At 38.8% G+C, this 25833-nt stretch carries 19 protein-coding genes and 2 tRNA genes; 17 read left to right on the top strand and 4 right to left on the bottom strand.

Translation table 11 applies throughout. The annotated features are described in order from the left end of the window. Window positions 1-231 precede the first annotated feature (231 nt). From K370_RS10530 to K370_RS10440, 17 genes are all read left to right on the top strand, one after another. Window positions 232-1929, top strand: coding sequence for a tetratricopeptide repeat protein (locus K370_RS10530; protein ID WP_047541396.1), 1698 nt, complete (start codon window positions 232-234; stop codon window positions 1927-1929). Window positions 1930-1966: 37 nt separating this feature from the next. After that, the gene (gene lolB, locus K370_RS10525; protein ID WP_081977198.1) at window positions 1967-2581 is read left to right on the top strand and encodes a lipoprotein insertase outer membrane protein LolB; all 615 of its coding nucleotides are present in this window, start codon (window positions 1967-1969) and stop codon (window positions 2579-2581) included. Window positions 2582-2650: 69 nt separating this feature from the next. Next, window positions 2651-3511 carry a 4-(cytidine 5'-diphospho)-2-C-methyl-D-erythritol kinase gene (gene ispE, locus K370_RS10520; protein WP_047541394.1) on the top strand — a complete coding sequence of 287 codons (861 nt, stop codon included), beginning with the start codon at window positions 2651-2653 and terminating at the stop codon, window positions 3509-3511. A 57-nt stretch (window positions 3512-3568) separates the two neighbouring features. After that, window positions 3569-3645, top strand: a tRNA-Gln gene (locus tag K370_RS10515). A 199-nt stretch (window positions 3646-3844) separates the two neighbouring features. After that, entirely contained in the window at window positions 3845-4780 is a 936-nt protein-coding gene (locus K370_RS10510; RefSeq protein ID WP_047541393.1) for a ribose-phosphate pyrophosphokinase, read from the top strand. A 208-nt stretch (window positions 4781-4988) separates the two neighbouring features. Next, a complete protein-coding gene (locus K370_RS10505) occupies window positions 4989-5624 on the top strand; it encodes a 50S ribosomal protein L25/general stress protein Ctc (protein WP_047541392.1) in 636 nt (211 codons plus the stop codon). Between the two features lie 70 nt (window positions 5625-5694). Beyond that, a complete protein-coding gene (gene pth, locus K370_RS10500) occupies window positions 5695-6285 on the top strand; it encodes an aminoacyl-tRNA hydrolase (RefSeq protein WP_047541391.1) in 591 nt (196 codons plus the stop codon). A gap of 174 nt (window positions 6286-6459) precedes the next feature. Beyond that, window positions 6460-7545, top strand: a complete 1086-nt coding sequence (gene ychF / locus K370_RS10495) for a redox-regulated ATPase YchF (protein ID WP_047541390.1) — start codon at window positions 6460-6462, stop codon at window positions 7543-7545. 155 nt (window positions 7546-7700) lie between these two features. Beyond that, window positions 7701-7777: transfer RNA gene (locus tag K370_RS10490), tRNA-Met, on the top strand. Between the two features lie 308 nt (window positions 7778-8085). Beyond that, window positions 8086-9192, top strand: a complete 1107-nt coding sequence (locus K370_RS10485) for a tyrosine-type recombinase/integrase (protein WP_047541388.1) — start codon at window positions 8086-8088, stop codon at window positions 9190-9192. 1 nt (window position 9193) lies between these two features. Next, on the top strand, window positions 9194-10027 hold the full coding sequence (locus tag K370_RS10480; protein WP_047541386.1) for a hypothetical protein: 834 nt from the start codon (window positions 9194-9196) through the stop codon (window positions 10025-10027). 465 nt (window positions 10028-10492) lie between these two features. Then, window positions 10493-12715, top strand: coding sequence for a DUF5906 domain-containing protein (locus K370_RS11900; protein ID WP_052185239.1), 2223 nt, complete (start codon window positions 10493-10495; stop codon window positions 12713-12715). Between the two features lie 373 nt (window positions 12716-13088). Then, window positions 13089-13559 carry a hypothetical protein gene (locus K370_RS10460; protein ID WP_047541379.1) on the top strand — a complete coding sequence of 157 codons (471 nt, stop codon included), beginning with the start codon at window positions 13089-13091 and terminating at the stop codon, window positions 13557-13559. A 98-nt stretch (window positions 13560-13657) separates the two neighbouring features. Continuing rightward, on the top strand, window positions 13658-14830 hold the full coding sequence (locus K370_RS10455) for a hypothetical protein (RefSeq protein WP_047541378.1): 1173 nt from the start codon (window positions 13658-13660) through the stop codon (window positions 14828-14830). A 71-nt stretch (window positions 14831-14901) separates the two neighbouring features. After that, complete coding sequence (locus K370_RS10450) at window positions 14902-15846, top strand: site-specific integrase (RefSeq protein ID WP_235272734.1); 945 nt, start codon at window positions 14902-14904, stop codon at window positions 15844-15846. A 169-nt stretch (window positions 15847-16015) separates the two neighbouring features. Then, window positions 16016-17584 (top strand): DNA cytosine methyltransferase, encoded by a 1569-nt coding sequence (locus K370_RS10445; RefSeq protein ID WP_047541376.1) that lies wholly within the window; start codon window positions 16016-16018, stop codon window positions 17582-17584. 24 nt (window positions 17585-17608) lie between these two features. Then, window positions 17609-18433, top strand: coding sequence for an HNH endonuclease (locus tag K370_RS10440; RefSeq protein ID WP_047541375.1), 825 nt, complete (start codon window positions 17609-17611; stop codon window positions 18431-18433). Between the two features lie 7 nt (window positions 18434-18440). On the opposite strand, the gene K370_RS10435 is transcribed toward K370_RS10440, so the two are convergent. The 4 genes from K370_RS10435 to K370_RS10420 are packed head-to-tail and all read right to left on the bottom strand — an operon-like array spanning window position 18441 to window position 25667. Further along, a complete protein-coding gene (locus K370_RS10435) occupies window positions 18441-20549 on the bottom strand; it encodes an AIPR family protein (RefSeq protein ID WP_052185238.1) in 2109 nt (702 codons plus the stop codon). A gap of 1 nt (window position 20550) precedes the next feature. Beyond that, window positions 20551-21501, bottom strand: a complete 951-nt coding sequence (locus tag K370_RS10430; protein ID WP_047541374.1) for a PD-(D/E)XK motif protein — start codon at window positions 21499-21501, stop codon at window positions 20551-20553. After that, window positions 21491-24217, bottom strand: coding sequence for a Z1 domain-containing protein (locus K370_RS10425; protein ID WP_047541373.1), 2727 nt, complete (start codon window positions 24215-24217; stop codon window positions 21491-21493). The genes K370_RS10430 and K370_RS10425 overlap by 11 nt, the downstream gene beginning before the upstream one ends. Then, the gene (locus K370_RS10420) at window positions 24210-25667 is read right to left on the bottom strand and encodes an ATP-binding protein (RefSeq protein WP_200883477.1); all 1458 of its coding nucleotides are present in this window, start codon (window positions 25665-25667) and stop codon (window positions 24210-24212) included. The genes K370_RS10425 and K370_RS10420 overlap by 8 nt, the downstream gene beginning before the upstream one ends. Between the last annotated feature and the right edge of the window lie 166 nt (window positions 25668-25833).

The raw sequence follows: 25833 nt of genomic DNA, 5'->3' as shown, positions 1-25833 counted from the left end.
CATTGCTTAAAACGAATTGTCTTATGAAACAAAATCGCTAGATTAGTTTCAGGCAAAAAGTTATAGTCTTAATTAAATACAAACGAAATATTGCTTAACCTTTAATTATGGATGAACTTGCATTAACTGTCACGGACTAAACATAAATAAGAAAATGAACGTCATTTAACATGATTAACCGATGATAGTTAACCAAAGTGAAATTGAAAGTATCTGGAAACTTAAAAAATAATGCCCGAAATTAAAAAAATAGCTGCTGCAATTCTAATATCAACTGCATCATTTAGTGCATCAACCGCCTATGCTGCGTCTGTTAGCCCAACGGCCGTTCAGCCTAGCATTACCAGCGCAACACCCGAGTTTGTGTATACCTATCTATTAGGCGAGATTGCAGGTCAACGCGGTGACGTGACATTGGCTAGCCAATTGTTTTTAGATTTAGCAAAAAAAACCCGTGATGTGCGCTTAGCAGAACGTGCTGCGCGCGCAGCGGCTTATGCGAATCAGCCAGCAATTGCATTGCAAGCATCTACTTTATGGGTGGAACTGGATCCTGACTCACTGGAAGCACAACAGGCTTCTAGTCAGTTATTAGTCGCTAGCGGTAATTTCAAACAAGCCAAACCACATATTGAAAAACTGTTAACCAAGCCAGAAACGCGCGCGAATGGTTTTTTGTATTTGAATACTTTGCTTGTCAACCAAAAAGACAAAAATGAAGTCTTAAAAGCTGTTCAAGAACTGGCAGCGCCTTACCCGACATTGCCAGAAGCGCAGTTTGCCATTGCACAAGCCGCATTAATTGCAGACAAGCCAGCAATTGCTAACACAGCACTTACAACTGCAGAAAAACTGCGGCCAGGCTGGGAAGCGGCTGCATTGCTGCAAGGTCAATTAATATTTAGAGACTCACCTGAAAAAGCCGTCACTTTTTATCAGGATTTTTTAGAGAAATACCCTACAGCTAATGATGTGCGCATGTCTTATGCCAAATTATTAGTGAATCAAAAACGCTTTACAGAAGCCAAGCCGGAGTTTGTTAAATTAATTGATGCGGCACAAGGCAGCCCAGAAATCAGCGCTGTGGTTGGCCTGCTCTCTCTTGAGTCTAATGATTTCACAGGGGCAGACAAGTATTTTCAACAATCGATCGACAATGGCTTTAAAGAGCCAGAACAACTATATATATATTTAGGTCGCAGTAGCGAGCGTCAAAAAAATGACGCTCAAGCATTGATTTGGTACGACAAAATACCTGCAGCCAGCGAGCGCTATCTGGAAAGCAGACTTTCTGCTGCCAATGTGATTGCACGTACAAAAAATGTAGATGCCGCGATTGCCATGTTAGATGAAGTGAATGAGCTAACACCAGAACAGCAAATCATCGTCATTCAAACCCAAGCCAACATGTTGGGCCAAGTTAAGCGCAACCAAGAATCGTTTGATTTAATGGATAAAGCCGTTAAAAGCATGCCAAACTCACCAGAGCTTATTTACGATTACGCCATGGCAGCGGAACGCCTTGGCAAATTAGACGTAATGGAAGCAGAGTTACGCAGAGTGATTCGCATCAAACCAGATTATGCTGCTGCCTATAATGCGCTTGGTTACTCTTATGCAGACCGAAATATCAAACTGGATGAAGCAAAATCACTAGTAGAAACCGCGCTTAAATTACAACCGAATGACCACTATATGCTGGATAGCTTGGGCTGGGTACATTACCGTATGGGCAATTTGACACTTGCGGTGGAAAACTTGCGCAGGGCTTACAGCATTCAAGCTGACCCAGAAATTGCTGCACACTTGGGCGAAGTGTTATGGAAACAAGGCCAGCAAGAGGAAGCGAAGAAAGTTTGGGGATTAGCGCTAAAAGATCATCCAGCCAATGATTTACTAGTGGCTACTGCCAAAAAATTTAATTCTTAGTTTTTAGCCTTAAATTAGTTAAGTTAAAGAATTAAGTTTGCTTTTTAATCGCCATTTAATCGTTGCCACTGGCTTATTGTTATTGAGCGCCTGCGCGACAATATCCAAACCGCCTGTCGCACAGTCGTCAATGTCTTTGGCATCTCATCAGCAACACCTTGCCAAACTAGCCCAAATCAAAAGTTTTGCGCTAAAGGGGCGTTTAGGTGTAGTTACGCAAAAGCAAGGCTTTTCAGGTGGTATTGATTGGCAGCACGCAGTGGATACCGACAATGTTGATGTGTATTCACCAGTAGGCGGAAAAGTGGCGAATATCAGCAAGATAGTAACGGGAGTAACACTCACCAAACAGGATGGACGCAGCCTCACAGCCCAAGATGCAGAAAGCCTAACCGAAACCACACTAGGTTTTAAACTACCATTATCAGGGTTAAGTGACTGGGCGCTTGGCAAACCAACAACCAGCAACATTAACAGCAGTACTTGGGACGAGAACGGCCGATTGCTCACGTTAAAGCAAGATGGATGGGATATTAGTTACGAAAACTATGCCAACAATGAAGGTATATTTTTACCCAACAAAATTGTGCTAAAAAGTGAAAAAGTTAACCTGAAATTATTAGTAGAAAAATGGATTGAAATTTCCCAGTAATTAAAGTTTAATTAACCGGCCTTAAATTAATCGCTTGTGGTTTTCAATCACCTATCCAAAAATACAACAATGCAAGACTTTCAAACTTTTCTAGCACCTGCAAAAATTAATTTATTCTTGCACATCACCGGACGCCGTGCGGATGGTTACCATACACTGCAAAGTGTGTTCCAACTGCTGGATTTTTACGACACAATTCATCTTAAAGCAACCAATACCGGACAAATTAAACGTTTAAACACACTGAAAAACGTGCCAGAGTCACAGGATTTATGTGTTCGCGCAGCGCAGGCGTTGCAACTTGCCACAGGATGCAAGCAAGGCGTAGAAATCCGCATCGAAAAGCACATTCCAATGGGCGGCGGCTTGGGTGGTGGCAGTTCAGATGCCGCGACAATTCTATTAGCACTTAATCACTTATGGCAACTCAATTTAAGCCGCACACAACTGATGCAGATAGGCTTGACTTTAGGTGCCGACGTACCAGTATTTATTTTTGGCCAAACCGCATGGGCTGAAGGGATCGGGGAAGTTCTATCACCTGTCAATTTACCTGAATCACAGAAAAACTCATACTATGTTGTCCTAACTCCGGATGAACATGTATCAACTGCACAAATTTTTGCTAATCTGAGATTGACAAGAGACACGAAACCATTGAGAATAGCGGACTTTTCAAGCAGTGGTAATTCTAGCAAGTTTAGAAACGACCTTGAAACGATTGTATGTGAAGATTTTCCTGCAGTTGCAACTACGCTTAATTGGCTAAAACCTTATGGTGAAGCCCGAATGAGTGGATCGGGGGCATCTGTGTTTGTAGCGGTTAACTCAAAACAAGTTGCGGATGAAGTTTTAGCCAATAAGCCTGCCAATATCAGGGGTTTTGTTGCAAAGGGTTTAGCTAAACATCCGCACTATAATTTGATTTAGTGCGCTAAATTTAATACATTTTTTAAAAAATGTATTAAAGCAGTTATGAAGTTTTATTGGGGAGTCGCCAAGTTGGTTAAGGCACTGGGTTTTGATCCCAGCATCCGAAGGTTCGAATCCTTCCTCCTCAGCCAATATTTAGTATGTAGACGTTGTCTGTATACACAAAAAGAAAGCGTGTAGATTATATTGATTTACACGCTTTTACTTTTTAAAGTAGCTAAGGTATTAGCACGCTTAAAGAGCAAGTAACGCTTAAGTAACTAGAATTTAATATTAGAATATTAATATATTTTTTAATATATAAAGGGTAGCATTTTGAGTAACGGCAACATGATGGTATTTACAGGCAATGCTAACCCAGAACTTGCGCAACAAGTCGCTGCACACTTAGGCATTCAACTTGGTCGTGCCGATGTTGGCCGTTTTAGTGATGGCGAGGTGATGCTTGAACTACTCGAAAATGTGCGCGGCAAAGATGTATTTGTGCTGCAATCGACTAGCCACCCAACTAACGATACGCTCATGGAAGTCATGGTAATGGTCGATGCACTACGCCGCGCTTCAGCTGGCCGAATTACTGCTGCGATTCCTTATTTAGGTTATTCACGTCAAGATCGTCGTCCACGTTCTGCACGCGTAGCAATTACTGCCAAAGTGGTCGCGAATATGCTGACTAGCGTTGGTGTTAATCGCCTATTAACCATGGATTTGCACTCTGATCAGATTCAAGGTTTTTTTGATATTCCTGTAGACAATATCTACGCAACACCTATTTTGCTGGATGATTTACTTAAGCAGAATTATGAAGATTTAGTCATTGTTTCGCCAGACGTTGGCGGTGTTGTTCGCGCACGCGCATGTGCCAAACAATTAAACTCTGATTTAGCGATTATTGACAAACGTCGCCCAAAAGCAAACGTTGCCAAAGTGATGAATATTATCGGTGAAGTGGCTGGCCGCACCTGCGTCATTATGGACGACATGGTAGACACTGCGAATACGCTATGTGAAGCTGCAGCCGCCTTAAAAAACCAAGGCGCAAAACGTGTACTGGCTTACGCCACACACCCGGTATTATCAGGTACAGCAGCCGATCGTATTATGCACTCAGAATTGGATGAACTAGTTGTCACCAATACCATTAAATTAAGTCCGGCTTCTGCCAACTGCACAAAGATTCGTCAATTATGTGCAGCCGGTCTATTAGCTGAAACCATTAAACGTATCAGCCAAGAAGAGTCTGTTTCTTCTTTATTTATGGATTAATCGCTTTGGAAAATCCAGCACTGACTGTGCCGGCTTCGTCTTGCTGTATTTGATATGTGAGACTTGCCTTCTTGTCATTGCAAAATTTCCAAAACGACTATTTAGTTTTAACCCTGTTTTCTGGTCGCGGAAAACAGTTTTTGTGTAGTACCGCTGTTATTTATTCAATACTTGACTGAATAAAAACAGCAAAATTAGGAGTATTAAAATGAGTATCGAAATTAATGCAGTCAAACGTGACGTTAAAGGTACGGGTGCGAGCCGCCGTGCACGTCGCGCTGGCAATGTACCCGGTGTGGTTTATGGCGCTGGTAAAGAGGCCGTCAATCTTGAGTTAAATCACAAAGAATTGTTTTTACAATTCCGTCATGAAGCTTTTCATGCATCTATTTTAAGTTTGATTGTAGATGGCAAAAAAGAAAGTGTTTTATTACGTGACTTTCAAATGCATCCAGTACGTAACACGATTCAACACATTGATTTTCAACGTGTTTCAGCTTCTGAAAAAATCCACGTTAAAGTGCCTTTCCACTTTATCAATGCAGAAATTGCACCGGGCGTTAAGCTAGGTGGCGGTATTGTGGCGCATATCTTAACGGAAGCGGATGTAAGCTGCTTACCAAAAGATTTGCCAGAATTTGTCGAAGTTGATTTGGCTGATTTGAAAATGGGTGACTCTGTGCACTTGTCACAAGTTAAACTACCTAAAGGTGTTGAGTTTGTTCAGTTAGCACATGGCACAGACGCTGCCGTTGCTGCAATTGCTAAAACACGTGGCAGTGTATCTGACGCAGCAGAAGAAGAAGCTGCCGCAGCGCCAGAAGCACCAGCTGCTGCAGAGTAGTCAAAGTTGTGAAATTACTAAACGCGCGCTTAACTATTAAGTGCGCGTTTTTTATTAATGATGAAACACAATGGACAGCATTAAATTATTAGTAGGACTAGGCAACCCTGGCGACAAATATGCAGCAACTCGCCACAATGCAGGCTTTTGGTGGGTGGATCAACTCGCCGCTAGCTCTAATAGCAAGCTAGCTTTAGAGTCTAAATTTTTTGGTATTGTTGGTAAATTAAATACTGTTAAATTGAATTTAACAATGGACACTTGGCTGATTAAACCCACTACTTTTATGAATGGCAGCGGCAAAGCTGTTGCTTCGATTGCCAATTACTACAAAATTTCACCCGCGCAAATATTAGTGATTCATGACGAATTGGATTTGCCGCCAGAAACGGTGAAACTCAAAAAAGGCGGCGGTCATGGCGGACATAATGGCTTAAAAGATATTACAGCCGCGTTGGGTACAGCTGACTTTTGGCGTTTACGTCTTGGCATAGGCCATCCTGGCGATAGAAATGAAGTCGTCAATTTTGTGCTTAAAGCCCCAACAAAAGATGAACAAACGGCTATTTATCAATGCATTGATAAAAGCATAGAAATTGTGCCGCAGTTGTTAAGCGGAGACTTTGAGAATGCGATGTTAAAATTGCATACTAAAGCCTAAACACATGCAAACTTATGCTTTGCAATAAATAGTGAAATTATCAATTTTTCCACCTGTATTTTCGTTTAGTACAAGGCGGCAAGAATTGAGTAGCTAAGACAGTACATTAAGTACGGCGAAGTTGCGAAGACGCAGCCAACGCGGTAATCAACGAAAAGACAGACTGGAAAAAACATGAAGTGCGGAATTGTTGGCCTACCCAACGTAGGGAAATCTACCTTATTTAACGCGATTACCAAAGCGGGAATCGCTGCAGAAAACTACCCTTTTTGCACGATCGAGCCAAACGTTGGCATCGTAGAAGTGCCTGACCCGCGCATGCAGCCACTGATTGATATTGTTAAACCACAAAAAGTGCAGCCAGCGATTGTTGAGTTTGTCGACATTGCAGGCTTAGTAGCAGGCGCATCAAAAGGTGAAGGCTTGGGTAATAAGTTTCTAGCTAACATCCGAGAAACTGATGCTATCGCGCACGTAGTTCGTTGTTTTGAAGATGCAAACGTGATTCACGTATCCAACAAAATTGACCCACTATCAGATATTGAAGTCATTAATACCGAACTTGCGCTTGCCGATATGGAAACCGTTGAAAAAACCATGCAGCGCGAAAGCAAAAAAGCCAAAAGTGGGGATAAAGATGCCATTGCTTTAGTATCGGTATTAAACAAAGTGTTGCCATGCTTGAATGAAGCCAAAGCTGTGCGCACTTTAAACTTAGACGCGGATGAATTACAGCTATTAAAACCACTCTGCCTCATTACTGTTAAACCAGTGATGTATTTAGCCAATGTAGACGAAACAGGCTTTGAAAACAACCCACTACTAGACAAAGTAATTGCGCTAGGCAAAGTAGAAAACGCCCCTGTAGTATGTATTTGTGCAAAAATTGAAGGCGAAATCTCAGAACTGGATGAAGAAGATAAACTATTATTTTTAAGCGAATTAGGCCAAGATGAACCAGGCTTAAACCGCGTCATTCGCGCCGCTTACGATTTACTAGGCCTACAAACCTACTTCACCGCTGGCGTACAAGAAGTGCGCGCTTGGACCGTGAAAAAAGGCGCAACTGCCCCGCAAGCCGCTGGCGTCATCCACACCGACTTTGAACGTGGCTTTATTCGCGCAGAAGTCATTCAGTACGATGAATATGTCAAAAACAAAGGCGAACAAGGTAGCAAAGAAGCCGGAAAAATGCGCTTGGAAGGTAAAGAATATATCGTGCAAGACGGCGATGTAATGCACTTTAGATTTAATGTGTAACCATACAAAAATTAAGACTTAAAAATAACGACAAATTTTACGTAGAAAAGTTAAGTTATTTTTGACAATATGCCGCTAAAACACTAGAATTGCGCCCTTGTCTAAAGTTTAAGTGATTAAATTTTCACAACCAGTTTTACGTTAAAAGTTTTAAAGGTGATGTAGCTCAGCTGGTTAGAGCACAGGATTCATAATCCTGGGGTCGAGGGTTCAAGTCCCTCTTTCACCACCAACACAGACGCCCCTTTCGAGAGATTGGGGCGTTTTCTTTTGCGCCCTAAAGGGACACTCGTGGGGCAAGCGTGAAAAACAAATCAACTCACTAAAGCGCTTATCAGAACTGTCGCCCACCTGAATGAGTCAACTTCTAACTCAGCCTAAGATGCCCCACCACTGCCCCTTACACAAAGAATAAATCATATCTTCTTGATTTTATGGTTTTATTGCATCGGTATTTGAGGACTTTGTATCCTCTGTTGTAATTTATTGCTACTTACACTAGAGTGTGGATAAGTATTAAATTTATTCTCCGAGCTAATCATGGCTACAATTGAAAAACGTAAAAACAGCGACGGATCAACTAGTTACCGCGTGAAAATTCGTCTGAAAGGGCACCCCACAGAAAGTGCTACTTTTACTCGAATGACTGATGCTCGCGACTGGGTACAAAAAACCGAAGCAGACATTAAAGCAGGTCGCCACTTTGGTATGAGCAAACTGCACACACTAAGTGAACTACTAATTGAGTATAAAAGTAGCCCAGCACATATAAAACTTAAATCAGCAAGTTATATGAAGGCACGCCTTGATTGGTGGCATAAAACTCATGGCAGTAAATTATTAAAAGATATTACTCCAGCCTTGATAGCCAAAAGCCGCGACCAACTTCTAAATGAATTTCTTACTGTACGCAAACGTGGTGTAGACGGATTAGTAACGAAGGTTGCGCTCGAAAAGAGAAGGAGCGGGGCAACTACCAATCGATTTCTAGCTGCACTTTCTAGCGCATGTTCATATGGAGTGAAAGAGTTGGGGTGGCTTGAAAGAAATCCGATAGAACGCGTTACAAAGCTTGCAGAGAGTAAGGGTCGGGTACGCTTTCTTGATTCAGACGAACTGCCCCGCTTCCTTTTGGCTTGCCGCAAGCATCCCGATCTATATCTTGCAGTGCTATTATCGCTCACTACTGGAGGACGGCAATCTGAGGTGATGAGTCTTCGTTGGGGGCAAATTGATCTTAATGCTGGCAGGGCAATGCTTCAGGCTGGCACTACTAAAAATAATGACACAAAAGTGATGCCGCTAGTAGGTGAAGCATTAACCTTACTACAAGAGCGAGCCAAGGTACGCAACCTATCAGACGACCGAATATTCCCGCCTACACCTGCTTCTAGGAAATCTGCTTTTCTTCATTTGCGAAAGCCATTTACAACCGCATTAAGTGAGGCGGCTATTTCTGATTTTCACTGGCATGATTTGCGACATACTTGTGCGTCGTACCTCATGATGAATGGTGTTTCCCCACTAGAAATATCAAAGATACTTGGTCACCGTACCATGGCGATGGTAAGTCGGTACGCCCACCTTGCCCCCACCCGAGCATCAGAGATTAGCAACACGCTTGCAAAGACATTAGGAGTGGGCTAACTTGCTTAAAATTACTTTACCCGCAGCTACAGAAAAAATTTCATCTAGTGAAATACCATTACTAATAGCAAAAGCTATAACCCCTCCTGATCAAGCTAGCCATTTCACAATTACTGCAATCATGAAGAGAGCCAACCCCATAGATGTGCCCTATGATGAAGATATAGATAGCGAATTATTTCAATTAGAAAAACTTAATGATAGCGATTGGGAATCGCTAAATTTAGCTTCAGCACTAGATGATTTAGCACCCATCAGAATAGGAAAGACTCTAAGAGAAGATATTAGTTTAACCGCATGGGAGTTCTATGAAAAAGCTTTTAATGAAAATATTAGTAATTGGAAATACATTTCGTTTAGCAACTCAAAATTAAATATAGTTGCAAATAAACATTTGGAATATCTCACAAAGGCTATATTAAATAATGATGTGACCGTTTACGACTATCACACCCATATCCCACTACAAAACCCAACAAAGCTTACAGCATTTAACAAAACATACATGACTATAAGTGACTTCACGTCATATTCTAAAAAGTTTAATTTGACAGTATATGTGGTCATTGATGACGGGCAAGGCAACGTCGCAAACACTAAGAACCTTAAAAAAATATCTGTTAGTGAGCAGCAAAACAACGCAGTCCTTGCTTGGCTTAAAGCACACAATTATGACCCTAAAATGTTACCGGTCCCCGCTAGCGGTAAGGCTGGCGTCAAAAAAGAGTGCCGTGTTGAGCTATGTAAAAATTTAAAACTATTCTCATCAAATAGCGTATTTTACACAACGTGGGATAGGCTTCGAGCTAACTTGCAAATACAAGACGCAAAGTGATAACGCCCCTCCTTCATGACCCTCCTATAAAAACAGGGAATTAGGGAGGGTTGCGGGGAGGGTTAGTTCCAGACTTATTGTACTCATAACTGCTGAATAAGCAGCATTTAATGAGGACAATGAGAATGACTAACGAACATCAAGATCAATTCATATTAAACCAACATTTAGTAATCAAAGCGCTACCTGTAATCTCTACTGTCGGCAATTTGCCAACATTTTTCCCCTCTGCAAATCTTACAGCAGCAAAAATTAGAGCTCAAATTTTCAAAGCTTACGATAGGTTTGATTCACGAGGTAGGCTAATTGCAGGAAACGGACTTGCTAATTCTGGGGCAATTATCAGGCGCAATGGAACTCGTTCAGTACTGATTGACGTCACCCTATATGGGAATTGGCTATCTGGCACAGGGGAGTCAACATGAAAACTAATAAGTCAATAATAATTCAGCTGGGGTGCAATTTATGGCGCTAACTAAAAAACAAAATATAGTTAAAAATTCCCTTATTGAGCACTTAGAACAGGTTTTGAAAAAAATAATTCCTGCCGCTAAATTTACTGGCACAGAATCCAGAATAGGAGATATTCACGGAAACGCAGGTAACAGCTTAAGCATTAGTTTGGTTGGGGGAAAAAGAGGGTGCTGGTTTGACCATGCTACACAAGAGTCTGGCAATATTATTGATTTTGTCGCTGCGCATTTCGATTTAAATATTAAAACCGATGTAGAAGCTGTGTTTGGAAAAGTAGAAACCACTTTAGCTGAAATAGGCAAATCTGGGGCACCAGACAACGACAAAACTCAGCTTAACAATGATACAACTTTTGTAAAAGTCGCTGAGTGGGACTATCTGAATGCTGACGGTACATATATTTGCACAACTATCCGCATGGAAGATTCCAGTGGCAAAAAAACGATCCGTCCATACAACAAAGAAACCAAAGAGTATAAAGTCCCTCCCGAGCCACGCCCTTTATACAATCTTGTTGGAATTGCGAAATCAGAGCTGGTAGCTTTGGTAGAGGGTGAGAAATGCGCACAAGCACTCATAGATGCGGGATATTGCGCCACCACTGCAATGATGGGTGCTAACGCCCCTGCCGCTAAAACTGACTGGGCACCACTTAAAGGTAAAGAGGTAATGATTTGGAGAGACAACGATAACCCTGGCATCGTATATGCGCAGAACTGCGCCAAAGCCATTATTGCTGCAGGTGCAAAATCTTGCACCTTACTATTAATACCCGAAGGAAAGCCAGTTGGTTGGGATGTAGCAGATGCGCTCAATGAGAATCCTGAGTTAGACATTGCTAGCATCTCTCAACTCTGGGGTAGTGAAAATACAACTTGCAACGAATCAAACAAGCTTAGTGACTCCAAACCTACACAAAGCGAAATTACCGTAGAGGAGTTGAACAAAACATATGCGGTAGTTTTTATGACTGGTCAGACATTCGTAATCACAGAGTTTATCAATGAGAAAGGAAGGCAGGACATTAGTCTTTGCCGCTTAGGTGAACTGAAGTTAAAGTGTGCCAACATGCGCGTTGTAACCACTGATTTACTCGGAAAACAGCACGATGTAAGTATTATTGACGCTTGGATGAAAGATGAAAAACGTAGGTCATATGACGGAATAGTGTTTTCACCACAAGGGGCTTCTTCAGCGTTTTACAATCTATTCAGGGGGTTCGCAATACAAGCCATCAAAGGTGATTGTAGCCTCTACCTCCAACATTTAAGCGACAACATATGCCGTGGCAATACTGATTATTATGAATATCTATTGAGCTGGATGGCGCACATGATTCAGCGACCTTGGGAGTTACCCGGCGTTGCAATTGTGTTTCGTGGAGCCCAAGGTACTGGTAAAGGCGTGGCAACCGATGAGTTAGGAAGGCTGATTGAGCCACACTACATTACTCTATCAGGCATTGAGCAGCTTGTGGGTAGATTCACAGGGCATCTTAAAGATGTATTATTAGTTTATGCCAACGAGGCAACTTGGGGCGGCAACAAGTCAGCTGAGGGCGCTCTAAAAGCGATGATTACAGACCCAGACTCATCAATTGAACAGAAATTTAAGGATGTGATACGCCTTGGTAATTACAAGCGAATAATGGTCTCATCTAATGAAGATTGGGCTGTTCCAGTTGGTAAAGACGACAGACGCTTTTTCATTCTTAATGTAAGTAATAAGCATAAGGAAGACCACAATTATTTTGGTGCAATTATTAATCAAATGCGTCAAGGAGGTTCTGAAGCGTTGATGTATTTTCTGAAAAAACGTGATTTATCGAAATTTAATGTTCGCAAAGTGCCGCATACACCGTTTAACTTTGACTTGAAATTATTATCAATGGACTCTACTGATAGTTTTATTTACGAATACTTGCGTGAGGCATCAGAAGATAATTGGGATTGTTCAGTAAGTAAGGCATCGTTGCACAAAATATATCTTGATTGGTGCAACGATAATGGTAAAAAACATAAATCGATTGCTTCAGTGTTTGGTAAACAATTGAAACGCACTTTGCCAAGTCTCACGGAATGTAAGAAGAAACCGGAATCGTATGGCCCCATCCCAACGATACGGCAAAACCACTATATTTTTAGCACATTAAAAACTTGTCGGAATGAGTTTGAGAATGCGTGCAAATCAGACTCAACAATTTGGAATTTGTAGAGGAACCGTTGTTAGTGTCCTAGGAGTATAAAATTGCTAGGACACATGAGTGCGTTATGGAAATGGGTTTGTCAACCATGTCAACTGAGTCATAGGAGTTTATATGTTATTCGTAAAGGTAATCATGTGTGATATTGGTCTGTTAATTTCTAAGACTCTGCGTAAGTCAATATATTGCCATGACACCATTGACTTCTAGAACATCAATTAATAATTAAGGAGTTACATCCTACATCTACTTTTATTGCTGGGACAACTGCTTAAATTACATTGACTTTCATAGACTTAAAAAGATTCATATTGGAGGACTTCGTTTATGACTCGGTGCACATGTAAAAATGTTATGAATTGTTATATTTTGTGGGGTATTTAAATGAACAATGTTAAGTCTCTAAAGGCCAGACAGCTTAATGCAGTTAAGTTGTTATCTTTAGGAACTCCAGCTTACTTAGTAGCAGCGCAGCTGGAAGTTTCAACCATGACAGTTTATCGTTGGCAAAAGTTGCCTGAGTTTGAAGCAAAACTTAATTCAATTACAACATCTGGATTAGAAGAAATTGCAAAGCAGATGAACGCTACTACGTTAACAGCGGTTCAAACACTTCAAGAAATACTTTGTGATATGCGGCTACCTTCAAACACTCGCTTGAAAGCTGCTTTAGGTGTTTTGTCTACCACAGCATCCGTAAACAGTATGCTTGAAAAAAGCTTAATACACAGAATGGCTGATTTTGATTTAAAGAACCAATTTAAAAATCAATCTATTTCCTTTGATAGCAATGGCAATAAAATTGAAATTTCAAAGAATATATTACTGTCAAAGGCAGAAGAAATTGAAATATAGCCAATTAAATTATATAAGTCATTGATATTTATAAACATTTGACAATCTCTCGTATAAGGTGAAGATAAGTTTTATCACCAATTACTTATGAGAATCAAATGTCAAAAGAATTTTGCAAGCAAGCTTTTCTTGAAACCAACCTAATAGCAGCATCTCAAGATTTATTCGGCGAACACATTCTAGAAAAGCACATTGAATCGCTACTTAATACTGAGTTAAGTCATTATTCATTTGCAAATACTGAACCAGCTGTATATGACAAATGGGTAGCGGTTAGTAGTTTGCACAAAAGCATTCGTAGAGGCGAAGTTAAAACAGCATTCCATGCCACCTCGACTCTTTTAAGTCTTGACCCAGCTTATCTAATCAAAAGACTTCAAATAATTGTTTTTGAGGATATAGGTATTGCAAATCCCAGCCTTTGCTTGCTAACACTCCTTGCATCAAGCAAGCGGTTACATAATGCCTATGGTCGAGATAAAGTTATCCATTATCTGGTTGAGCAAATGGTTAAATCAGCAAAGTCCCGAAACGCAACTGATATTTACTGCTTCACCCTTTCCGATCCGGATGCCGCCAATTATTTACACTGTTGTTTAAATACACCCGTGGAAAGATTAGTCACTGTCGCACTTGATACAAGCTTATATATAACTCATCGCATGACCGCTTTAAAAGTTATTTCAGGTTTTTCTGAGCGGCATTCAAATGGCTATCACCGAACCATCTCTAAAGCACGATTAGACTTGTTGGGTCAGATCTGTGATGCTATGTCATTGCCAGATGTGCTTAATCAAGCGGTATTGCTAGGAAATGCTAAGACAGCAGGTTTGAACGCAGCAATGTTGTTAGCATTTGAAATGTTGATGGAAGCAACTAATACACAAGTTAAGGATGAGATCTTACATAGCAACGAATACCAAGGAATCAATCTGGCCTCGTTAGATATTTACTGTCGCAGCGGGAGGCAAGTAATTTCAGATTTTGTAGCTGCTAGCAAACTGTTGCAGCAGTTTTTTATTGAATACCCAAATAAGAATTCGACTAAGTTGGTTGGTACAGTGTTATTCATTATTGAGGGGAGCTTGTTAAACCGCGAGTTTATCTTCACAGGCTCACAATCAATAAAGGAACAGATTGAATTGATGGAAATGCAAGGTGCTGGCTTAAAAACAAAAGAAGAAACAATTAAGCTTATTGATTTGATAAATAAAGAGATGTCTTTATTACAGCAAATTAGAGCAGCGCATATAGACGTGATTAGAGGCTAAAACTTTATTTCTAACTAGCCATAATATTACATTCTCGAAGTCCAAAAATGACCAAAATTTAAAATACTAAAATGTCATCATCACACTCTATATACTGCAATAATGTATCTAAAGTGCAATTAATTGCACTGAAAAGTGATTTTGAAAAATACATCCATGCAGCACTGGCTTCCAGTACAAGGAGCTCATATCAATCTGATTTAGCGCACTTTATTAGTTGGGGCGGACACATACCCTCAACCCCTGAAATTATCAGCCAATATTTAGCAGTCCATGCTGATTTACTTGCACCTGCGACCCTTAGTCGGCGTGTAGTGAGTATCAATAGAGCACACACTTCGCAGAATTTACTCTCTCCAACTAAATCAGACTTGGTTAAGGCTACGTTACGCGGTATTAAGCGAATCGTCAGCACTAAACAACGTCAAGTTGAACCTGTCCTTAAAAATAATCTGCTTGATATGGTGGCTGGATTAGAAGGTGTTAAAGGTTACCGTGACCGTGCATTGTTATTAATTGGGTTTGCTGGTGCATTTCGTAGAAGTGAGCTGGTTGGGCTGCAATATTCTGATATTGAATTTGTAGAACATGGTTTGGTTGTACATTTAGGCAAATCTAAGACTGACCAGCAAGGCGAGGGTCGCAAGATAGCGATTCCGTATGCCAGAGGTAGTGTATGCCCGGTGCTTGCACTTAAAGACTGGCTAAAACTCATTGAAATAAGTGAGGGTGCAGTATTTAGGCCAGTCACTCGACACGGAAGAATCGAAACTAGTGCTTTATCCACACAAGCAGTCGCCATCATCGTTAAAGAACGTGCTAAAGCGATTGGCTTAGATGCTAGTAAATTTTCAGGTCATAGTTTACGTGCTGGCCTAGTCACCAGCGCAGCGCAAGCAGGGGTTTCTAGTTGGAAGATACGTCAGCAAACAGGCCATAAGTCAGATGCCATGCTCAACCGCTATATCAGAGATGCTAAACTGTTTATTGATAACGCAGTGAGTGCTATTCTTTAATGTGGATCCTAACTAAGCTATGTATAATTAAATTGTAATTTCTATACAGTCTATTTAGACTTTGGCACACAAGCTAAAAATAAAAACGATAAATCAATATCCACTTGGACTCTATCCTAACTTCATTCATCCTAGTGAGTTTGCATTTTTCTAAGAAGACAATTTTTAAATGCAAAAAAATAATCATATTCCAATCGTAGATTTATTTGCAGGGCCAGGAGGACTTGGTGAAGGCTTTTCCTCACTTGATAATGGCTCTGCTTTTAAAATACTTATTTCAGCTGAGAAGGAAACATCAGCCCATCAAACACTCACTCTAAGAGCTTTTTTTAGAAAATTAAAACTCAAAGGTGGAAATGCTCTAGATTGTTACTATCGCTTTTGCAATGGAGAATCGGCTTTTCCATATGACGAATCTACATTAACAGAGTGGGAAGATGCACAGCTTGAAGCTAGACAGATAGAATTAGGAACTGCTGAGGGTGACAAAGTATTAAATGACTCCATTCAAGCTGGTCAGTTAGGTTCAGAAAAACCTTGGGTGCTAATTGGCGGTCCTCCTTGTCAGGCATATTCAATAGTCGGTAGGTCTAGGAATTTAGGTAATGCTCAGTATAAGGCTGAGAATGATCCTAGGCATTTTCTTTATAAAGAATACTTAGAAATTATTCAGAAATATAAACCAACAGTTTTTGTAATGGAAAATGTAAAAGGGATCCTTTCATCTAAGGTGAACGGCAAGAAGGTGTTTCATGAAATTCTTTCAGACCTGTCAAACCCAGATGAAGCACTTCAGCAAAATCCTTCGGGCTTTAAATATAAAATTTACTCTCTCGTTGTCCCAGCTTATTATGAAACAGGCATGGACGCAGCAACATTTAAGGCGAATGATTTTGTAATAAAAGCGGAAGAATTCGGCATTCCGCAAGCTAGACATAGGGTCATTTTACTGGGAGTCAGGGATGACCTGAGAAAATTGCCAGCTCAGTTAGAAAAGGCACCTACTGTTAAAGTCAGTGATGTGATTAAAGCACTTCCTACCCTTAGAAGCCGCCTAAGCAAGGGTGGGGTTGATACAGCACTTAATTGGGCAACAATAGTAAACCAACATATTGAAGAGTTGAGTGAAGAAGCTTCGTCAGTTGCTGGTCTTGAAGAATTGACTAAAATATTAAGAGCACTTGAATTAGAAGATCGTAGTAATTTTGGATTCGGTGGATTAAGAGTCGATTTTAATAAAAGAATTTACAGTAGGAAAAAATCTAATGATCTACCTATGAATCATTGGTATGAAGATGACCGGCTAAATGTCTGGATGAATCACGAAACTCGTGGACACATGCAAAGTGACTTAAGAAGGTACCTTTATGCTTCGGCATTTGCAACAGCTTATCAACGCTCGCCCAAAGGTCATGAAGAATATACCCTTAGCGGTTTGCGGCCAGCTCACGCAAATTGGGAAAGTGGTAAATTTAGTGATAGGTTTCGTGTGCAACTTTGGGATAAATATGCCACTACAGTAACAAGCCATATTTCAAAAGATGGGCATTACTTTATACATCCAGATCCAAATCAGTGCAGAAGTCTAACAGTAAGGGAAGCGGCAAGATTACAAACATTCCCTGATAATTACTTTTTTCAAGGAAACAGAACACAGCAACTACATCAGGTAGGAAACGCAGTCCCCCCCCTACTAGCTTTAAAAATTGCAGGTATCGTTAAAAATTTGTTGTCCTAGAGTAATTTACTTGGGGGAGATGTCATGCAATTGAAAAAATCAAATGATCTTCTTATGCTTGAAATAGGAGACACAGTTACTAAGAGAAACTTGTTTGATTTAATTCAGTACTCTAAAGTCAAAGATTCGCAGTATTGGAGTGATGAAGATTCAATAATTGGAAATACACCACAGCAAGGAATTAACTGGATTGGGACGCTTCCAGAGTTAAAAGCAGTAATTATTAAGACACGCCTAGGCTTGTATGATCATGATGGTTGGTCTACCGATAATAAGGATATATATTTTTATTCGTTTAAGGCCAATAAGGGAAAAGTGTCTTACTCAGAAAAGGCAAATCAAGTTTTAATTAATCAGCCACAGTATCTATATCCAATATTGTTATTTACAGAGATAAAAAACAACTGGAACTATGAAGGCAAGTTTTTAATTAGTGAGCTTAAAGATAACTATGTTACTTTGCACCGTCAAATTAACTTTGATGAAAGTCATGCCTTAGAGATATCGCAAGAGAATCAACTCTACAAAGAAGGCGGTCGTAAGTTTGTGACCCACCTAATAGCAGAAAGAAATATTAAAATTATAAAAGAGTTAAAAAAAACTCAAAAATGGGAATGCAATATTTGTGAGGAAATTTTTAATGCTAAATATGGAGTTGATTATATCGAAGCACATCATAAAATTCCGATTTCAAACTACTCCGCTGATACCTTTGTGACCCTAGATGATTTTGCATTACTTTGTCCAAATTGTCACAAAGCTGTACATGTGTACATGAAACTCTATGCAATGGAGTATGCAGAAATAAAAGTAAAGTTAAAATCAATTCAAACTAAAAAATGCTTATAAGTGATATTTAGGCTGACATCCTGAACCCTTCATCTTCAGCTCCGGATCTAATTTCAAGCAATCTTTTCCAGTCTTTTTCCAACGGAATTTTCATAAAACCTTGTAGCGTACTAGCTTTGAGTACTAGCGCTTTGTCTAAAGGTGAGAAATGCGACGTAAAATCAGACCAGTAATATAGCTTCATAAAATATCCAGAACTGGTGAGGTTAAGAACTTTACCTTGTATTGAAATGCTATCATCAATGGCGCCTTCTACTACGCCGTCCCTCGCTCTAGCTTTAAACTCATCAACACCAACTAGAAATATATTTATTTCCTCTATCGAGGCAACTTCTAGGTTGGACACATTCTTCCAACATAATTCTTTTTTACACCATTCCCCAACATTCTTTTCACCAGGAGGTGGCTCCAAAATTATTGACTGTATTACGATGGCTATCTTTTCAAGATACCTTATTAAATCAAAAGGAAGTTCCTGTTTAAGCCAAATCAAGTCAAGGTCAATCTCTTTATCAATTGATCTAGCTTCATGAAAAAGCTTTGAAATAGTATAAGTCACAATATTTGCCCTATAGCCACCTTGATACCATGTACTTTTTGCTGAATCTACAATCCTTTCCATTGATGCCCATAAAATGGCAACTGAAACGATATTTTTAAAATATGAATCCCCATATTTTGGACTTATTAAGTCCCAATATTCACTTTCACTAAGTTCAGGATTTTTACTATCAAATTGGTTTGCAAACTTAGTAAAGTTTTTCTGAGCGCCAAGACTTACCCAGTATGGTTTTTCATTCCAAGTATTATCAAATTTTCCGAGCTCTGTTTTATTAATCATTTGCTCACTTGGATACTCTTTATCAAAAGCATTTTTTTGTGATGTACTTAAATACAATCTCTCATTTTGATATTGACCACGTGAACGTTCATAAAACCATTTGCTTTGTATCCTCTGACCTGCACGCGCTGGAGTGAGTAGTCTACGGGATATAGTTTGCATTTTTTGATGAAAAGGATGATTTGCAAAAAAGTCAGCGACTGCCACCTTGTTTTGAGTATTCGCATATTCGGCAATTTTTGGAATCAGATTTTGTGCATTAGATCTTTCTACAACTGTTAGTTTCATTTGTACTGAAACACCATCCAATGAAAGCCTATCTTTCTTTCGTGCGCTGAGAATACTAGCTGTTGTTTGCCCCCCATTAACGATTTGCAAATCCGTTAGTTTCGTAATGACTGGTATGCCAAAACTATGGTCGACCTCTATCGCGGATGCAGTTGCTGCAATCCCATTATTATAGGCAAAGAATAAATCTGGATTATCTTGAATAGTTGACCTTATTCCTTTATTCACCCCACCCTTCATGCCTAGGAATGAGCGCACATTTCCCTCTAGCAATCTACTTCCATATCTGTCGAATAGATTAGCCAATAAATCACCCTTAATTACACAAAGGAAGGACTTCAAGGTATCTGAGTTAGCGGCTTCAATACAAGGAACTCCTGTGCTGGAGTACTCAGAAAAACTAATTTCTACAGCTTCTCGCTCCATACTGGATTGATAGATGGCAGAAAGCCTCTCCAAATCCCAAATGTGTTTTTCCAGTGGAATACCAGCGACCTCTCCTTGAAGCTCTTCTTTAAATTTGCTGCTTAGAGTCAAATTGGTGAGAATGTGCAGTCGAATCCTGTTGATTTTCTTTTTTTCATTAAATAACTGTAAGGAAAGTTCATAGGCGGGATTCGCCTCTGCAATGCGTTCACAAAGATTATTCTCAATTGACTCTCTAACAAAGTTTTCAAGATACCCAGAAAGTTGATTCACAGTTGAGGTTGAGAGTGTTTCTGGTGTAACAATATCTTCCCATCTACCAATTACAAGCCCAATACTACCGTCTGAATCTTCAAATCTAGTGAACCCATGAACTCTAAGCATCCGATTTCTGGATCCAGTTCCTTGGAACTCAATTTGTTCAAACTCGCCAAAGACAGGGTCTTCCTCTAACCTATTTGCGACTTCATTTACAAATGCGAGTGTGTCTACTAAATGGCTTGCCGCACTTCTTCTCGCAACTAGCTGACGCAATTCGATTAGAAACTCACTTATATCCATGCTATATCCTGAAATTGCTTATTGCAGACAGTGAAATATTATATGCGGCCTCTAAAATCCCTGATGGCATGAGCTCACGCTTTAATTTTGGAAAATCATCAGTAATTGTGAATTTCATTTCATCTGTAACTTTAAAGCAGATGTCCTTATAAAACTCATTTTCTACATATCCTGATTCAAGCACTTTAGCTTTAAAAATGTTTAATGCATTTGGTTCTGAATTTAATATTGCCTCAATTTTTAATACTTGGCTGAGTAGGTTGATATTATTTTTTTCATCGGAATTGCTTTCCCTTAAGACATAAATCCAAAGCTCTATAGGTAAAATTGAATCAAGCTGTTCAATAGATGAAATGCCAACTTGAGTAACTGAAGGTGCAATTGCTTTGATTTCGAGAGCAAAATCATTGAAAATAAAGTCCTGATCTGCACCTTGTGGGCCAATCCATCCCATTACTATAGTTGTAGCGGAGGTTGTTGAAGTCAATAAGTTTTCTAAAGCAACCAACTCCGCCAATAAACCTTTAATTTCATGTTTTTGAAGTAGCCCTTTGTTACTATTTTGAAATAATTTTTTCCATAAATTTAATCTATCTTTAAACAACTTTATTAAAGCTGTTTGGCTTGGCATACCAGCAGAAGCATCAATTAAATCTTGGCATAATCTGCCAAATACAGTTACTAGATCTAAATCATATAAACGTAAGGCCATCAGCCAAGTGCCATTTTTTCTTTGACTTCTAAAATAATCAATTGCTTGAGTTTCAAGGTTAATATCGGGTGGTCTGCAATTGATTTCGATAGCAATTAAAACACTCTTGTCGCTGTCTACTCCTGCAAAGAAACTAAACTTCGCTTCTGGGTCCAATAATTTTAACTGGTAATCTCCCTCTACAAATTGCAAAGACTCATGATTTAAAAGTATGTCTCTCCACACTTGCTCAATCTTCATCTTCTTCATCCTCGTCATTGGATCCAAATAATTCTGCCATAGCTATTTTATTTAGCCGATATACAACTTTAGAATTTGGATTATCTTTTCCTAATTCTTCAAAATCAGGAAAGCTCAGACTTATTGCTACTACTACCTTAGATTCAATATCAGCAGGCAGCATCATATTTTTATCGTCAGGCTCAACGTTACTTAAACCCACAAAGTGAATCGTTAATAGAGGTCTGGAACGGAATAACCGATACATATATGCAGGTGTAGTTTTACCTTTTGTTGGATCTTTTTCTAATTCTTTTAGCCAAGCATTTTCAGCACTTTCAATTTCTCCAACTGACATTCCGACTTTTTCATCTCCAGTATCACCCACCTTTTGCTTATTAACTTTTAGATAATTAACATTTTTTGCAACCACCTCAAACTTTCTATTTTGACATTTTATGTTTGAAGTAATATCTGAAAGATTTTGAACAAAATTGCCAACTTCTGCTCCTATGCCCTGTGGAATACAAATATCCCATTTGCTTAATTTTTCAATATTGTTTTGGCCAATAAAATCAACTAGAGGTTTAGTCTTACTTTTTGAATCTACAATGAATTTAAAATTCATTTCAGAAATATTTAGTTTTGAAATAAACTCATAAACTAATTGTTTATCAACTTTTTCCCATAAATACTTTCTACCAACTTCCCTAGCTAAACCAAGGGTTTTGGCAAAACTATCGGCTATTAATACATTCTCAGTATTTAGATTTAGATTTTTGTTTAAAAAGGGAGTTTCAGCATCAAAACCACTGAAAGATATTTGATGTACTATTTCGGAAGAATTACGCATTTTATTTAAAGCAGTAACTATAAGTAAGTCAGGATGTGACTGAACTCGAATACCAAACTTGTCCGGTGACAACCGGTTTGCACTCATACGACGAAAATCTGTTCTTAATTCACTTACAGCTGTAGAAATATGTGCAAACCTATCAATGGCATCATTATCCATCCAAATTCTGAAAAGATCATCGTATCCTGGTCTGTAACCAAACCATCTTCCCATTTGAAGTAATGTGTCATATGCTTTGGAGTTACGATAAAAATAACTTACACAAAGCCCATAAAGTGTTAATCCCCTAGAAAGAGCGAGTCCTCCAATGGCAATAACTCTTCGACCTTTTTCTGTATTTTTGTATTCCGAATAATTTAATTTTTCATCTGACTTTTGATTAACTTTAACAACCTTTATTGAAGCTGTTGATTTATGCAACTCACTTCTTAATTCATCCCAGCTTACACCAGAATTATGAAATTCATTTTCCCAAATATTTTTAAGATCAATTAACTTTGGGTGAGTCGACCAAGAAGTACTTAAAAGGTATTGAAGGATTTCTTCGTTTAAATCTGTCAAATATTGCCTTAAATATTCAGCAATTTGAGCTTGTACATCATTAAACCTACTTACATTTATTAGCATAGTCCGATGTTTAAGCTTTTCTTTTCGTATGTCACGAATTGCACAAGTCAACATGAAAACTTTAACTGCATCTTTCATGCTTTGAGGAATGTCATCTAATTCATGATCCTTATTATGTGACTCAGGTATAGGTAATTCAATATCTGTAATTATTCTTAATTGACTGTAGTGCTTCCCTTCTTCAGAAAAAATACTTTCTGCTCCAATGTAATTTGAAGGACTATTTAAGCTATATATAAAATTGGAAGGGAAAAGATCTTTTTCGTTTTCTGGATTAATAAACACGTTAGCAAATGGTGTCGCTGTAAAAGCCACATATGTTGATCTAGAAAACTTACTCAACAAATCTCTAATTAATCTATTTATAGTTGCCGGATCATCTTCATCCTTTTTGGTATTGACTGAAGCATTGTCTGCTTCGTCATCTATTATAAGTAATGGCAAGTCATGCTCAGTTAAACTAGCAGGCAATTGTTGAGAAAGCCATTTATTAAGATTTTCAAGCGGAGATTTATTTTTTTTGATTACAAACAAAACTGGCTCACTAATATTGGATAGAGGAATCCCTCTGAGCGCTCTAGAATTTGAAGTTAAGAAATCTGAATCTAATGAAGTTAAAACATTTGCAAATTTGTTTCTATATTTCCCCACTCCAATAGGGTCCATGTTTTGATTAACACCAAGAACATCTCGACTGTTTCTACCTACAAAACCTTCGTCCATTCTTTCCTGAGTTTGTTTCCTGAGTTCTTCAATTAAGCCAGTAAGCAGTACGATAACTTTGTAGCCAGCATCTGCAGCTTTGGCGATAAGCCCACTATAATTTGCAGTTTTTCCAGATTGAACATCCCCCATTACAAGTCCACGGTGTTTCCAGCCGTCGGTCAGTAAAGGATTTCCACATTCGGTAAGAACTTTATCCGTATCTTCATTTAAAACATCAACAACCTCTTTAGTCCATCCTTCTGATATTAATAATTGAGTATAGCTTTTCCAATAGTCCCAAGATATCTTTGCCTTTGCATCCTCTACCCAAGGAATGTGATCATCTGCATGAATAACTTCACCAGAGCTCATCTTAATTCCAATGTTGTGCTCGAGTTGCTTTTTTAAAGAAGTGATTTGCTCTTTACTAATATTGGTGTCAATACTTGAAATTATCACTAAAACTTCATTTAATAAGTCATCTGTAAGCGGCCTCCCATTTACGATATTCATCGCAACACCTAAATGGTTAATTTCCAGATTACTCATTACTTAATTCCTCAATAATTTTATTATGATGTTGGGGATATCTTGCGATTGGGTCTAAGTTAAAAACTTCCGTGATATTAATACCTGCTATCTCTATTAACTTTTTCGCAATTTCGACTAGCTGCTTTATTAACTCACCCTCAAGTTCAAAATCATTTCTTCTGTCTGAGCAAAGATCTGAATATATTGATTCTAAGGGTAAGGCTGTTTCAATAAGCTTCATCAAAAATTGAATACTTTGTTGACCATCTTTATCAATCCGATTTGTTATTTCTAACAACGCTGGATGATTGATGTTTATGTCATATCTAAATGTACCGTGACTAGGTTCAGTTCTTACCCAAATAGGTTCGAAAGATATATTTTTTTGTTTTCTTCCTGGGTATGTAATTGTTGTTCTGCTTGTATTAGCAAAGTGTGGAATTAACTCTTTAAGTCTATTTCTAATAACATCTGGTGGGTACGCAACAGATTTTTTGATATCCAATGACCATAAGTGATCCAATGTATTTGGAATATCTACTTTTACTCGAGTAAGTTTGTAAAATTCTTCTTTTGGTACTAATCTGAACCAGGTTCCCCAAATTACAAGTCTTCTATTTCTATAAATATAAAAACCTTGGTTATGCCTTAAACCATCTTTTCCACCAGCAAGCTGAATCTCATCAATATTGAGATGACTCATGTGTGGCAACACGTAAGGTTGGACATTAATAATTACTTCATTAACAGGTATCCGCTGACCTTCTAATGGCTGAGTAAAAGAATTTTTTGTTAAAAATGGATCTACTGGATGAAGTTTTACACCGTTAATGAAAATATCAACCGGATCTATTCCGTCTTCTTTTTCAGTAAATCTATGAAATACAAATGATAAATGATCAACTAGATCACGCATGCGGTTTTTCATTTCATCCTGAGGTTGATACGCTCCTGACATGAGTTTATCAAGCAATTGCCAGACAACAAGTGTGCCTGCTTCTTGATCAACCAAGCTTTTGAATAAGGGTAACTCTTCTAGCTCAAGTTTTGTTGGTATCGTAACAAACCAACCATTTCTCTCTTGTACATAGTCAAGATCCCAACATCTAGCATAAATCTGACCGCCTTTTTTACTAACTACAGTTAGCTTTCTGCATTGGGATAAAGATGCGGTTTTTAATCCTAGTCCAAAACGTCCAAGATCATTAATCTCTCTTGCATCATTTGGATTGCTGCTGCCATGACGCATTGCATTAGTTAACTCATTTGCATACATCCCCTCACCATTATCAAGTATTGATACAAATGGTTCACGAGATGCATCATATTCAATTTTTATTTGAGAGGCTTTAGCGGAAAGGCTATTATCAATAATATCGGCTATAGCAGTTTGTGCACTATAGCCAACAGCTCTCATAGACTCAATAAGTGAAACTGGGTCTGGAATTACTTCTAGAAATTCCCGCAATTGAAGTACCTTTTTTATAATTATTAAGCTTTGGGCAGTTCATAACATATTAACAGCACTTTTTAAAAAGGTACAACGACCCCAATATCATCGAAGAAATCCAAAATTCGTTGGAAGTTATTTTGAAAGTATTCATGAATAGTTAATGTAAGAATGAGTTTTTGAG

This window comes from Methylotenera versatilis 7, assembly GCF_000799165.1.
Classification (GTDB): domain Bacteria; phylum Pseudomonadota; class Gammaproteobacteria; order Burkholderiales; family Methylophilaceae; genus Methylotenera_A; species Methylotenera_A versatilis_A.
This window is presented reverse-complemented; position numbering and strand designations above follow the sequence as displayed.